Origin of the sequence: Roseibium aquae (assembly GCF_008711285.1) — a bacterium.
GTDB lineage: Bacteria > Pseudomonadota > Alphaproteobacteria > Rhizobiales > Stappiaceae > Roseibium > Roseibium aquae.
On record NZ_VXDC01000006.1, the window covers coordinates 84,750 to 98,193 of the forward strand.

Sequence of the window (13,444 nt, forward strand, 5' to 3'; positions counted from 1 at the left end):
AGATTCGCAGCGCATTCAGGAGGCACCCGTGGGTGATCACAGTTCGATTTTCATCGGTGGGGCCAATCGGGACATCGAGCTGGCATTGAAGCTTGCAAACCGCCACGGCCTGATCGCCGGGGCGACCGGTACGGGAAAAACCGTTTCGCTGCAGATCCTGGCCGAAGGCTTCTCGGCGGCGGGCGTCCCGGTTTTCTGCGCCGATATCAAGGGCGACCTTGCTGGACTGGCAATGCCCGGCGAACCCAAGGACTTTCTGGACAAGCGCGCCCAAACGATCGGATTTGCGGACCGCTACACGTATGAGGCGTTCCCGGTCGCCTTCTGGGATGTCTTCGGCAGCCAGGGACATCCGGTCCGCACAACCTTGTCGGAAATGGGTCCTCTCCTGCTGTCCCGCCTGCTGGAGCTGAACGATACCCAGGAAGGTGTCCTCAACGTTGCATTCGAGCTGGCCGACGACAATGGGCTCCTGCTCCTCGACCTGAAGGACCTGCAGGCGCTCCTGACCCATCTCGCCGACCGGGCCTCGGAACTGTCCAAGCTTTACGGCTTTGTCTCGAAGGCATCGATCGGCGCGATCCAACGCCGGCTGCTCGTGCTGGAGCGCCAGGGCGCGGAGCATTTCTTCGGGGAACCGGCCCTTGATATCCGCGATCTCTTGCGCGTCGCACCGGATGGCCGGGGACTGATCAACGTGCTCGCCGCCGACAAGCTGATGCAGGCTCCGCGCCTTTACGCAACGTTCCTCCTCTGGCTCTTGTCGGAGTTGTTCGAAGAGCTGCCCGAAGTCGGAGACCCGAAGAAGCCCAAGCTCGTGTTCTTCTTCGACGAAGCGCATCTTCTGTTCAACGATGCCCCGAAGGCGCTGATCGAAATGGTGGAGCGGGTGGTCCGGCTCATCCGCTCCAAGGGCGTGGGCGTCTATTTCGTGACACAAAATCCGATGGATCTGCCCGATACCGTGCTGGCCCAGCTCGGCAACCGGGTGCAGCATGCGCTCCGGGCGTTCACACCACGCGACCAGAAAGCCGTGCGCGCCGCCGCCGAAACCTTCCGCCCGAACCCGGACCTCGATACGGAACGGGTCCTCCAGGAACTGGGTGTGGGGGAAGCCCTGGTTTCAACGCTGGAAGGCAAGGGGATCCCGTCGGTCGTGGAACGCACGCTGATCCGCCCGCCCTCGTCCCGGCTCGGACCAATCACCGAGGCGGAAAGGCGGGCGGTGATTCAGGCCAACGCGGCTTTCGGTCTGTACGAGCGTGTGAAGGACCGGAAATCAGCCTATGAGATCCTCGCGCAGCGGGCCGATGAAACCTCCCGCCTGGAGCAACGCCAGCGCGGATTGGAAGAAAAAACCTGGCGGGATGAGGGTGTACCCAGACGCACCCGCTCCGGCTTCCAACTGCCCGACTTTGGCCGCGACGACCGGTCCCGGCCCGAAAGCATCGCCCAGAAAGGCCAGCGCCGGCGCAGCCGTGACACGGCTTTGGAGGCGGGCCTCAAATCCGCGGCGCGCAGCTTCGGAAGCTCCCTCGGCCGGGCGTTGGTGCGCGGACTGATGGGGTCTTTGAAACGCGGCAAATGACAGGTTGGTGGCGATGATGCGCGATCCGGACCAGGCAAGCGAAAGGCGGGCTTTGGCTGTCGGGAGCAACTCCAGGAAACGGTGCAAGACAGAGACGGTCTTTCCGCTGGAGCCAATGCCCCCGCATGATGTGAGGGGACACAGCCAGCGCGCGGAAAACACATCGATAATCCACTGACAAACGAATTGCGCTTTGCGCCGCGATATGGCCTGTTAGGCGCCCCACGGCTCAAGGCCGCCCTATTGAAAACACCCTTGGAAGGATGCGCGATGAGCACCATCGACACCGTCCTCGCCCGGATCGATCAGGATCTGGATGCGAGCCTCGACCGCTTGTTTGATCTCCTGCGGATCAAGTCCATTTCAACCGACCCCGCCTACAAGGACGACTGCCGGGAGGCGGCCGAGTGGCTGGCCAGGGAACTGACGGCGATCGGGATCGAAGCCAGCGTGCGGCACACGGCGGGCCACCCCATGGTGGTGGGCCACCGCAAGACCGGCAAACCCGGGCCGCATGTGCTTTTTTACGGCCACTATGATGTCCAGCCGGTCGACCCGCTGGACCTTTGGACCCGCGATCCGTTCGACCCTGCCCTGGTCACCCGCGAGGACGGCTCGAAGATCATCGTTGCCCGTGGTTCGGCGGACGACAAAGGCCAGCTCATGACATTCGTGGAGGCCGCGCGTGCCTATATGGCCGAGACGGGCGACCTTCCGGTCGATGTATCGATCCTGTTCGAAGGCGAAGAGGAAACGGGCTCGCCTTCGCTGGATCCGTTTCTCCAGGCGCACAAGGACGAATTGAAGGCCGATCTGGCGCTGGTGTGCGACACCGGCATGTGGGACGCCACCACCCCGGCCATCTCCATCATGCTGCGCGGCATGGTGGGCGACGAGATCGTCGTGCGGGCCGCCAACCGCGACCTCCACTCCGGCCACTACGGCGGCTCGGCGCAAAACCCCAACCACATTGTCGCCAACATCATCGCCGGCCTGCATGACGAGACCGGACGGATAACACTGCCCGGGTTCTATGACGGCGTGGTGGAGATGCCGGACGACATCACGGCGATGTGGGACAAGCTCGGGTTTTCGCTCGACACGTTCCTCGGCGAGATCGGCCTGAGCAAACCGCGCGGCGAAACCGGCCGCAAGCCGCTGGAACACATCTGGACCCGGCCGACAGCCGAGGTGAACGGCATGTGGGGCGGCTACCAGGGCGCCGGATCCAAAACGGTGATTCCCGCCCAGGCCCACGCCAAGTTCACCTTCCGCCTTGTCGGCGACCAGGACCCGGACAAGATCCGCGAGAGCTTCCGCGCCTATGTGCGCTCGAAAATCCCGGAGGACTGCTCGGTCGAGTTTCTGGCCAAGGACGGCAGCCCGGCGCTGCGGCTCGACCCGGACATGCCCGCTCTCGCCAAGGGCAAGAAGGCGCTGCATGACGAATGGGGCGTGGAGGCCGCGTTGATCGGCATGGGCGGCTCGATCCCGATCGTCGGCGATTTCAAGCGCGAACTGGGCATGGACACGCTTTTGATCGGTTTCGGTCTGGAAGACGACCAGATCCATTCGCCGAATGAAAAATACAACCTGACCAGTTTTCACAAGGGAATCCGCTCCTGGGCCCGGGTGCTGGACGAACTGGCGAAGAACTGACCGGCCGGCGGGCGCGGACCGAAATGGCCCGTGCACGCTCCTCTCCGCCCCCCTGCTCACGGGACAAGGCAAATGAAATCCATCTGTGTGTTCTGCGGCTCCAGTTTTGGCGCCCGCGCCCTTTACACCGACGCCGCGCGCGCCACGGGGCGGGTTATAGCCGAAGCGGGTCTGACGGTCGTCTATGGCGGGGCGTCCGTCGGTCTGATGGGAGTGGTCGCCGATGCCGCGCTTTCGGCCGGCGGAACGGTGATCGGTGTCCTGCCGAAAGTGCTTGAGGAAAAGGAGCTCGCCCACAAGGGGCTCACCGAACTCCATATCGTTGACAGCATGCACGAGCGAAAGGCCCTGATGGCCGACCTTTCCGACGGGTTCGCGGCCCTGCCCGGCGGGGCCGGCACCATGGAAGAGATTTTCGAGATCTGGACCTGGGGACAGCTCGGCCTGCACCGCAAACCCTGCGGCTTCGTGAATATTGACGGGTTTTATGATGGTTTGATCGGGTTCTTAGACCACCAGACACGGGAAGGGTTCATGAAGCCGGTCATGCGCGACATGGTGAAAGTGGCCCCCACACCCGAAGACCTGATCGCGCAGTTCAACCGCTACGAGCCACCTGCGACGCCCAAATGGATCGGCAAGGACGAGACCTGAGCGGAAAAGGCCAGCGGCGGGCGCCGACGCGGCTTTCGGCGGGAATGCGGCGGTTTGGCGGATACACATTCCGACCGGCCCCGGCACTCCGAACGGCAAGCCGAAAAACGTGAATTGTATGACCGGTGGCTTTTGCGCGGGTCCGGCCGATGTTAAGAGGCCGCCACCGTGAACGACACCCCAACAGTGCCGACCGAGAAAGTGGTTTTGATGCGTTTTTCCGTTGCAGGAAGTTTTTTGGGCCTGTGCCTTCTCGCAGGCGCGTGCTCTCCCTCGAGCGATCTCGAGACACCCGCCAGCAGCTTCAGGACATCCAACCTGACCTTGATCCAGATCGATGACGATCATGTTGGCGGGATCAACGCCGAAACGGCCTATGGCCCGAAATCAATCGAAGCGGCCCTGCCGGGGTTCACCACGGAGGGGATCCAGAGCGCGGTTGAAGACAACACGCAATGGGCTTTGGCCGCCTTCAATTCGGACGGGTTTCAAGTGCTGCAGATCTTCAAGGGGCCGAACGGCAGGATTGGCGCCGTGCATGGCGTGACCCACCATCTGGCCGGGCCGAATGGCGAGCGGATCGGGATGACCTTTTCCGAGATCGGTACCGCGGCGGCCGATTGCCGGGTGGGCCGCAACCTGTGGCGCGGCATGGCGATCTGCACATCGGAAGGCCATCCGAATATCGAGCTGGTCTATGCCATTCCCGGCTATCAGGGACCGTTCGACCGGCTGCCGCCGGCAAAGGAGCTTTTTGACGCCGAGCTCCAGCGGATCCTGTGGACCCCGAAAACCTGACGGCAAATGCACGGCGGCGGGCTACACCCGCGGCCGATCGGTGATCAGCATATCCCCGACAGGACGCCACACCGAGCCACGGCCGCCGCGCCGTTCCATGAAATCCTCGGCAGCCAGCGCCAGCGGCAACGCCCGGTCCTTCACGCCGGGCAAGGCCTTCACGTCCAAGCCCGTCCACGGCAGGAAAGGGTTGCGCCGCATGTGCCAATGGACCTCGGACCGGATCGTCGGTTTCGGCGAGGGCGTGCGGCCGTGAAAGGCATAGGTATCGGCCACGATCAGAGTGTTTTCCGGCACCACCATGCGCTTTGGCTGGGGAAGACCCAGCGCCTCCAGTTCGTCCGGCCGGATCCGGAACGATCCGCTGGCGTGGTGGGAACGCGGATCCCGTGCCGCCGTTAACGAACACTGATACTCCCACTCCAGCCGTTCCGGCGTGAGTTTGTGCGATCCCGGCACGAAACAGAACGGACCGTCGTCCTCGCCCACGTCCTGAAGAAAGAGCCAGGCCTTTGAGGTCGCGTGGAAAGTGTCCGCGTGCACATCCGATTGCGGGTCTTTTTCCGGCTGACCGTGCGGATCCACGATGACGGTCTGCAAAAACGAGATCGGCACGCCGCCCTGGGCCGCAGCATAACGGATCAGTCCGAGGGCGCGCGGATCGTGAACCGCCGACTTCAAAGCCGGGTTCTTCTTGAGAACATCGGGCGGAAGCGGCGTCATGCGGGTCACGGCCTGACCTTGCCGCATTTCGCGGCAGGGCAAGGGCTGGCCGAACACCTCTTCCTTGAGCTGTGCGTAAGTCTCCGCAGGCAGAAAATCGCGGACGAGCACATAGCCGTTCTCATCGAAAAATGCCTGATCCTCCGGCCGCAATGCCCGCCCCAGGAGCTTGCGACGATGCGCGGCCATGCGGGCCGCGAGGCGCACCCGCTTACGATGCAGTCCCCAGGCATTCAGCCGCTCACTGCCAAGAAAAGGGTTCTTGCGGGGCGATTTGTCGGTCCCCGCCAGTCCAAGCAGCCAGATCGGCGCTTTCAGATAGTTCAAGGGTGTCACAGCGCGCCTTCCTCATTTCAGACGGTCTGGTGAGGCCTGATGAAAAACCTGATTGCCGCAAAACGCAAGCTGCGGGCGTCGTCGCACGTGATCCGTCCACCGCTCAGACCTTGGATCAGCCTTTGTTCAAGTTCCGCCGTGACCCGTCGCGATTCCTCGGGTAAGCCTTGTGCCATGGCGACACAAACTCTTTCCCGAACAGATCCGGCGGCCCTGGCGTCAGCCCTGCGCGCGGGCAACAGGGCCGCGCTGGCCCGCGCGATCACCCTGGTGGAATCCCGGAAGATCGAGCACAGGCGGACCGCCCACCTGTTGATCCAGGACCTTCTTCCCCTGACTGGCCGGGCGCACCGGGTTGGCATTACCGGGGTTCCCGGCGTCGGTAAATCCACCACCATCGACACCCTGGGATCCAATCTGACCGCCAGGGGCCACAAAGTCGCCGTGCTGGCGGTCGACCCGTCGTCCACACGGACCGGCGGCTCGATCCTCGGCGACAAGACCCGCATGGCCCGCCTCGCGGTCGATCCGAACGCCTTCATCCGGCCGTCCCCGTCCGCAGGCACATTGGGCGGGGTCGCGGCGAAGACGCGCGAGACCATGCTGTTGTGCGAGGCAGCCGGCTTCGACGTCATTCTGGTCGAAACCGTCGGCATCGGGCAATCGGAGACAACGGTTGCCGACATGGTGGATTTCTTCCTGGTCCTCATGCTCCCGGGAGCGGGCGACGAGTTGCAGGGCATCAAGAAGGGTGTCCTTGAAATCGCGGACATGATCGCGGTCAACAAGGCCGATGGCGAAGGGGCCGACCGGGCGCGCGCGGCCGCCTCGGACTACCGGGCCGCCCTGCATATACTCGCCCCCAAATCACTGACCTGGTCTCCCCCGGTCGTCACTGTCTCGGGCCTTGCCAATGAGGGCCTCGAAGCCCTTTGGGAACAAATCGAGCTGCACCGGTCCAAGATGACGGCCACGGGCGAGTGGCAGAGCCGGCGCGCGGATCAGCAGGTCGCCTGGATGTGGGATCTCCTGCAACAACGGATGATGGACGCGCTTAGGTCCAACCGGAAGACCGCCGGACGGCTTGCCGAACTGGAAGGCTCCGTGCGCGCGGGCGAAACGGCAGTCTCGCTTGCCGTTGACGAACTCTCGGCGCTGATTGGCCTGGCCGATATCCCATGACAGGGCGAAAGACCATTCTGGTGACCGGGTTTTCCGGCTTCCCCGGCGTTCCGGTCAATCCGACGGAAAGGCTAATCAAGGACCTGGCCCGGCGGTTCCCCCGCTCCTCCAGCAACGCCTTCGTGTTTGCTGTCCTGACGCCCGCTTGGGACGCGCGCGAGATGACAACGCGGATGATCGCCGAGGAGGTGAAAGCCGACGCAGTCGTCCATTTCGGGGTTGATGGCAAAGGGCGGACAATCCGCATCGAGACCCGCGCCGCCAACCGCGCGACGCGGTGCCGACCAGACACCGCCGGCCAGCGCTTCGCCTCGGCCTGTCTCGATCCGAAAGGTCCAAAATCCCGTTCTTCCACATTATCCGTGCGGCGGCTGGCCGCCGCGGCCCGGCGCAGCGGCGCGGCCGTCGAATTGTCCCGCGATGCCGGAACCTATTTGTGCAACGCCACGCTTTGGGACACGCTCGGTCTCGGCATCCCCGCCGTGTTCGTTCACGTTCCGGCCCTGCCGCGCGGACGGAATGATCCGCGCCCCGGCTACCCGCGGATCGAGGCGGCCACGATCCACATCTTGCGGGAAACGGACCGGATCCTGCGCTCTTGAGACAGTTTTGTTGAGGGCAGGACCGCCCTTCACGACCGCCTCACCGGCATGTTGGTTGCGGTGAATGCCGGTCCGTTCCAATGTCAGGTGAGCGGCAGCCGGGGAACGGCTTGGCCGGATTTGGATGCATACCGGGGACCACGACATGCTCAGTCTCACACGCCTTGCCCTTTTCGCTGTGTTTTTGACCGGCTCGGTGTTTCTGCTTGTTGCCGACCTGAAGGCGCAAAGCCCGGATCTGGCGATCAGCGGCTATGATCCAGTGTCGTATTTCACTGGCCGGCGGCCCGTGGAAGGCAGTGCCAGCCACAGCACCGTTCACAACGGGCGGACCTATCATTTCGCGACGGCGGAAAACAAAGCCAGGTTCGTTGGCGATCCCGAACGGTACGCTCCCCGGTATGACGGTTATTGCGCCTTCGGCGTTGCCCGCGGCTACAAGGTCGGTATCGATCCTTTGTCGTACAAGGTCGTCGATGGCGCGCTCTATCTCAACTATTCCCGATCCGTGCAGCGCCAATGGAGCCGGGATATTCCGGGCTTCATCGCTCAAGCCAACGCCAAATGGCCGGCGCTGAAAAACTAGAGGGTCGGGCGTCCTGTCAGAAGCGCCCGAAGATGCATGGCAACCCGAGACCCGATCGGCTTTGGGTGCGCAATCGGTCCCGGCTGAAAACCCGCAGGTCCAGGTGGCGCGGTGCCGGTCCCTTGAAAAGGGATCCCGGCCCTAGATCCGGCGCCCGGTTTCAAGGTGGAACGCCTCGCGATGCTCGGTCAGGAAATGCCTCAGGGCCATGAAAAGCTCGCGCGCATGGTGCCGGTCACCCCGGGCAAGCGCCTCGCGGATGTCATCCTTGATCATGGCGGAGATCTGAACGGCCCCGCGCGGCTGATCGAGGAGATAGGCACCCAGAGCCGCCGCGGCGATCTCGCTGATGTGCTCATGTTCGGCGAGCGCCATGACCTCCGCTTCATCCAGGCCACTCATGTCGATACAATCTTGAATGGTTATCATGCCGGGTCCTCCCACCCGTTACATGGTTAGCGTAATGCTTAGCCGTCTGAATTGTCCTTGATGCGGATCAATCCGCTCTCGCACGCGCCCGGGCCGGTTCCAAAACGCCCTTTCTGAGCGGTTTCGGGAACAAAAAGCGCCAAGCGGCACGGCTCTTGCGAGGCATGAGGTCGAGACCCCACCCTGTCCGATAATGGGACATACTGGAGCCCGATCCGCATGAAACCGACACAACATCCGTCCCTAAGCCGCCGGATGTTCCTCGCCGGAACCGCCGTGTGCCTGTCCGGCACAACCGCCCAGGCCCTGGTGCAACTCGCCGAGATGCGCGGGTCGATCGATGCCGGAGACCTGGGCCTGATACCGAACGCAACGTCCGACCAGAGCCAGGTGTTTCAGACCGCCATCAACCGGGCGGTGGAAAAGGGGCGTGCCTTGTTCGTCCCGGCCGGCACCTATCCGGTCGCCAACCTGCGTTTTCCCTCCGGCACGATGATCGTCGGCATTCCCGGCCGCACGCGGCTGATCTATCAAGGCGGGGGCGGCCAGCTGGCCCGAGCCGAAGGTGTCAGCCATGTCGAACTGCGTGGCCTCACCTTCGATGGAGCCAACCGGACCATCGGCGATTTCACCGAAGGGCTGGTGCATTTCATTGCTTCCCGGCACATCACGCTGGACAATTGCGAAATCGTCGGATCCAGCAGAATGGGTCTGTTGCTGGACCGATGCTCCGGCCGCGTGGAAAACTGCCGGATTTCAGGAGCCGCGGAGGCGGGTCTGCGCTCCAACGAGGCACAAGGCCTCGAAATCACCGGCAACACCGTCAGCGACTGCGCCAATGGCGGCATCTGGGTGCATCGCTGGCAAGAAGGCGAAGACGGGACGCTGGTGTCCGGCAACCGGGTTGAACGGATCGGCGCGAAATATGGCGGAACGGGTCAATTCGGAAACGGCATCAACGTGTTCCGGGCCCACGGTGTCGTGATCTCCAACAATCGCGTGACCGATTGCGCCTTCTCCGCGATCCGGTCGAATGCCGGCTCGAATGTTCAGATCCTTGGCAATTCCTGCGTGCGGTCCGGCGAGACCGCGATCTATTCCGAATTCGGATTTCAAGGTGCGATCATCGCAAACAATCTTGTCGACGGCGGCACGATGGGCATATCGATCGCGAATTTCATGGATGGCGGCCGCATGGCCGTCTGCTCGGGCAATCTGATCCGCAACCTGTCGGAAACCGGTCCATACCCGCCCGAGGTCGCGGGGTTCGGCATTGGGATCGCCGCGGAAGCCGACACGACGATTACCGGCAATGTGATCGAAGGCGCGCCCAAGTTCGGCCTGCTTCTGGGCTGGGGCCCCTACATGCGCAATCTGGTTGCGTCGCAAAACATCCTGCGCGAATGCGATACCGGCATCGCCGTCACCGTGGTCGACGGCGCGGGTTCCGCTGTTGTCACCAACAATGTGATCCAGGGCAGCCGCCGCGGCGCAATCCTGGGCTACCGATGGCTGGATCAGACCACAAACGAACTCAACGGCTCCCTGGCCTTTGCCAACCTGTCGATCGAAGGCAACCAGATCGCGGGCTGAGGCCCGCGCTCAAGACCGTGCGAAGCGCAGCGACAGGCAGGACAGGCCGCCATCGACCTTGCGCGCCTCATGGGTTGGAACGGCGACGGTCTTGAACCCCGCCGCTTCCACGGCCGCCAGGGTGCGCGGAAAGCCCTCGGGAACCAGCACGACATCGTTCACCCGGATGACATTGGCCGCGTAGTCCTCCCCGTCAGGGACCACCACAAGCTTGCGATCCCCGAACAGGCCACTCTCCGCGATCGCTTGCGCCGCGAGAATGACGCCCCCGCCGAGGGTCGAACAGGCGGTCTTGAGATGCAGAACCCCCGGCGGGGTTTCACAAACCCGGGCCGTGTAGCCCCAGGCTTCCAGAATGCGCTTGAAGTTTTCGGCCCCCTGCCGGTCGGTCCGGGCCGACAGGCCGATCAGGATTTCGTCATCCAGCATCAGAACATCGCCGCCATCGACATAGCCACCTTCGGGCAAATTGACCACAATGTCGAAGAAGCGTTCGATATCGGGCTGGATCGCGGCCGCCTCGCCTTCCCGGCTCTCCGCGCCGGGGCGAAGGACAATGGCCCCTTCCGGCAGGCAGAAGGCGGGATCTTCGACGAAACAGCTGTCCGGAAAGTCTTCAAGCGCGGGCAGGACCTCGACCTCAAGGCCCGCGGCCTTGAGCGCGTCAACGTAAAGCGCGTGTTCCTTGCGGAACGCTTCGCCGCTCGGATCGCCGTGATCGGTGGCCCGCAATCCCCTGGCCACGCTGTCCGCCGGGGTGCGCGTGATCGCTTGGGTAAACTGCCAGGACAGGCCGGGACGGGTGTTCATGATCGCGTTCCTTCTGAAAACGGCTGGACATCAACCGATCGACATCAGCGCGGCCAAAAAGTCCGGCGCCGGGCGAACCTCGCCCGCGCGGACACCGCGGCGTGTCTGGATTTCCGGCGTCACTTGCCGCGCGAGAACCTCTGCCTGCTCCTCATCCGTATCGAGCAAGACCTCAAGAAGCGCCGCGGTCATCACTTCTGCGGCGCGGGTCGCACCATCCTCGCATTTCAGGGCAAAACCAAAGCCGAGCTCGGGGATGGATCCGCAAAAGACACCCTCCGCCCCGGTCTTCACGAAGACGCGTCCCCGGAAGGCATCCATCACTTCGGTGCAGAAACGGCCGGCTCCAGCGACCATGTAGGGCTCGTTGACGCAAGCCTCGTAGAGGCGTTCGCAGGCGCGCGCGCGCCCGGGCGACAGACCTTCGCCGGTTCCAAAGACGGCAAAAGCCCGCGCAAATCCATCCAGGGGCGCCGCGTAGGTGGGGATCGAGCACCCGTCCGTGCCACAGATATCCGCCGTCAGCTTCTGACCGGTCATCTGTTCCAGAACGATCCGGATTTCCTGCTGCACCGGGTGCTCAGGCGCGACATACCCGGCGGTCGGAGCGCCCAGAACCCGCGCGAGACCCAGGAAAGCGGCATGTTTTCCCGAACAGTTGTTGTGCAGCGCGCAGGGCTGCTCGTCGGCCTGGATCAGCTTGGCCGCGTCCTCCATGCGCTTGGGCCATTGCGGTCCGCATTCCAGCGCCTCTTCGGTCAGGCCGGCCTTCAAGAGCATGATCCGCGCGGATTTGGCGTGCACCTCTTCCCCATTGTGAGAGGCGCAGGCGAGCGCCAGTTCCGCATCGTCAAAGTCGAGGGCATCCGCCGCCCCAGACTCAAGCAGCGGCAAGGCCTGCAGCGCCTTGATGGCGGAGCGCGGGAAAACCGGCGTCCCGATATCTCCGAGGCTGAACACGGTCTTTCCCGCGCTGTCGGCAATGACAAGAGCCCCGCGGTGCCGGCTTTCGACCAGCGGGCCACGGGTTGCCTCGACGAGGACCGGATTTTCCATGGGTCAACTTTCCTGGATTGCAGTTGCAAAGGGCCGGTCAGCCTGCCGCCGACCGGGCCGATGGAGAAAGATAGGCTTCCAACCGTGACAGGGCCTCGTCAATCACCTCATCCTTCTTGCAAAAGCAGAAGCGAATGAACCCGCCCGGTGCATTGTCCCCGTAAAATGCGGAAACCGGCACCGTGGCCACACCGGCCTCTTCGACAAGGCGTTCGCACGCCGCCACGTCGTCCTCGCCAAGACCGAGCCCGGCGATTCCGCAGGTCAGGAAGTAGGTTGCATCGCAGGGCAGCACTTCAAACCCCAGACGGCTCAGCCCCGCCGCCATCCGGTCGCGCTTTGCGGCCATATCCTCGGCAAGGCCGGTATAGTAGGTATCGTTCTTCGCCAGCCCGAAGGCCACCGCCTTTTGCAAGTTCGGCGGCGTCGTGAACGTGACATATTGGTGCGCCTTGGCGATCGGGTCGAGCAGGTGGGCCGGACCGGTGATGTAGCCGACCTTCCATCCGGTCAGGGAGAAGGTCTTGCCAGCGGATCCGATCCGCACGCAACGCTCCCTCATGCCCTCGAAAGTCATCAAGGGGCGGTGCAGATTGCCGTCGAACACCAGATGCTCGTAGACTTCGTCACAGATGGCATAGACATCATGCGCGCGGCAAAGCCGGGCGATCTGCGACAATTCCTCCTGCGAGAAAACCTTCGCGGTCGGGTTCATCGGATTGTTGATGAGAATAGCCTTGGTGTTTTCCGTGAAGGCCTTTTCGAGCGCGGCGATATCGAGCTCCCATTTCGGCGGGGTCACCCGCAGCCGCACCGGAATCCCGCCGGCGCGTTTGACCAAGGGCAGATAGCAGTCGTAAAGCGGTTCGATCATAATGACCTCGTCGCCCGGCTCGACCAAAGCCATCAGTGTATCGGCGAGGGCTTCCGTTGCCCCGGACGTCACGACCACCTCACGAGTCCAGTCGACGTCCAGATCATAGAACCGCTTGTTGGCGGCGGCGACCGCCTGGCGCAGTTCCGGCAGCCCCAGCATCGGAGGATACTGGTTCGGGCCCTCCATCAAGGCCTCGGCGGCCACCTGCCGAATGTCCTGCGGACCATCGACGTCCGGAAACCCCTGGCCCAGGTTCACCGCCTGATTGGCCATGGCCCGCCGGGACATGGTTTCAAAGATGGTCGTCTCAATCCCCGTGAAGACCGGATTGGTCGGCTTCATCGCAACGCCTCCCGCAACGATGCGGCGCTCCCGCCGCTTGCGCTTGATTTTTCCGCCTTTTACGCGGCTGAAGCGCGCCCGTCGAGAACAGCTTTTGCTTCATTGCAGCAATTCGAACGACATCCTCACCCCGAAGCCGGGGAAAGACACAAAACTGTGCTGCAGATGCAGTTCGGTCCGGAAAGGCCCCTTTGGTTCGGGTGCGGCGG

The 13,444-nt window shown here is 63.4% G+C and carries 13 protein-coding genes; 8 read left to right on the plus strand and 5 right to left on the minus strand.

The window, feature by feature from the left end:
- Positions 1-28 precede the first annotated feature (28 nt).
- From F0184_RS10920 to F0184_RS10935, 4 genes are all read left to right on the plus strand, one after another.
- Entirely contained in the window at positions 29-1,588 is a 1,560-nt protein-coding gene (locus tag F0184_RS10920) for a helicase HerA-like domain-containing protein (RefSeq protein WP_206668336.1), read from the plus strand.
- A gap of 270 nt (positions 1,589-1,858) precedes the next feature.
- Positions 1,859-3,247: a dipeptidase gene (locus F0184_RS10925; RefSeq protein ID WP_150496222.1), complete on the plus strand. Its 1,389-nt coding sequence runs from the start codon at positions 1,859-1,861 to the stop codon at positions 3,245-3,247.
- Between the two features lie 72 nt (positions 3,248-3,319).
- Positions 3,320-3,901: an LOG family protein gene (locus F0184_RS10930; RefSeq protein ID WP_150496223.1), complete on the plus strand. Its 582-nt coding sequence runs from the start codon at positions 3,320-3,322 to the stop codon at positions 3,899-3,901.
- A 168-nt stretch (positions 3,902-4,069) separates the two neighbouring features.
- The gene (locus tag F0184_RS10935) at positions 4,070-4,699 is read left to right on the plus strand and encodes a DUF1131 family protein (protein ID WP_208998433.1); all 630 of its coding nucleotides are present in this window, start codon (positions 4,070-4,072) and stop codon (positions 4,697-4,699) included.
- A gap of 21 nt (positions 4,700-4,720) precedes the next feature.
- Here the strand turns inward: F0184_RS10935 and F0184_RS10940 are convergent, their stop codons facing one another.
- Positions 4,721-5,758: a phytanoyl-CoA dioxygenase family protein gene (locus F0184_RS10940; protein ID WP_150496224.1), complete on the minus strand. Its 1,038-nt coding sequence runs from the start codon at positions 5,756-5,758 to the stop codon at positions 4,721-4,723.
- A 174-nt stretch (positions 5,759-5,932) separates the two neighbouring features.
- On the opposite strand from F0184_RS10940, the gene meaB reads away from it, so the two are divergent.
- From meaB to F0184_RS10955, 3 genes are all read left to right on the plus strand, one after another.
- Positions 5,933-6,940 carry a methylmalonyl Co-A mutase-associated GTPase MeaB gene (gene meaB / locus F0184_RS10945; RefSeq protein WP_150496225.1) on the plus strand — a complete coding sequence of 336 codons (1,008 nt, stop codon included), beginning with the start codon at positions 5,933-5,935 and terminating at the stop codon, positions 6,938-6,940.
- Entirely contained in the window at positions 6,937-7,542 is a 606-nt protein-coding gene (locus F0184_RS10950) for a pyroglutamyl-peptidase I (protein WP_150496226.1), read from the plus strand. Before meaB ends, F0184_RS10950 begins: the two co-directional genes overlap by 4 nt.
- A 145-nt stretch (positions 7,543-7,687) precedes the next feature.
- The gene (locus F0184_RS10955; protein ID WP_150496227.1) at positions 7,688-8,128 is read left to right on the plus strand and encodes a YHS domain-containing (seleno)protein; all 441 of its coding nucleotides are present in this window, start codon (positions 7,688-7,690) and stop codon (positions 8,126-8,128) included.
- Between the two features lie 141 nt (positions 8,129-8,269).
- On the opposite strand, the gene F0184_RS10960 is transcribed toward F0184_RS10955, so the two are convergent.
- Complete coding sequence (locus tag F0184_RS10960) at positions 8,270-8,557, minus strand: hypothetical protein (protein ID WP_150496228.1); 288 nt, start codon at positions 8,555-8,557, stop codon at positions 8,270-8,272.
- Between the two features lie 219 nt (positions 8,558-8,776).
- Here F0184_RS10960 and F0184_RS10965 point away from each other — a divergent pair, with 219 nt between their 5' ends.
- Positions 8,777-10,150: a TIGR03808 family TAT-translocated repetitive protein gene (locus tag F0184_RS10965; protein ID WP_150496229.1), complete on the plus strand. Its 1,374-nt coding sequence runs from the start codon at positions 8,777-8,779 to the stop codon at positions 10,148-10,150.
- Positions 10,151-10,159: 9 nt separating this feature from the next.
- On the opposite strand, the gene F0184_RS10970 is transcribed toward F0184_RS10965, so the two are convergent.
- Genes F0184_RS10970 through F0184_RS10980 form a run of 3 tightly spaced genes read right to left on the minus strand, consistent with a single transcriptional unit; the run spans position 10,160 to position 13,235 of the window.
- Positions 10,160-10,960, minus strand: coding sequence for a dimethylarginine dimethylaminohydrolase family protein (locus tag F0184_RS10970; RefSeq protein WP_150496230.1), 801 nt, complete (start codon positions 10,958-10,960; stop codon positions 10,160-10,162).
- 30 nt (positions 10,961-10,990) lie between these two features.
- Positions 10,991-12,016, minus strand: a complete 1,026-nt coding sequence (locus F0184_RS10975) for an asparaginase (protein ID WP_150496231.1) — start codon at positions 12,014-12,016, stop codon at positions 10,991-10,993.
- Between the two features lie 37 nt (positions 12,017-12,053).
- The gene (locus F0184_RS10980) at positions 12,054-13,235 is read right to left on the minus strand and encodes an aminotransferase (RefSeq protein WP_150496232.1); all 1,182 of its coding nucleotides are present in this window, start codon (positions 13,233-13,235) and stop codon (positions 12,054-12,056) included.
- Positions 13,236-13,444: the final 209 nt, after the last annotated feature.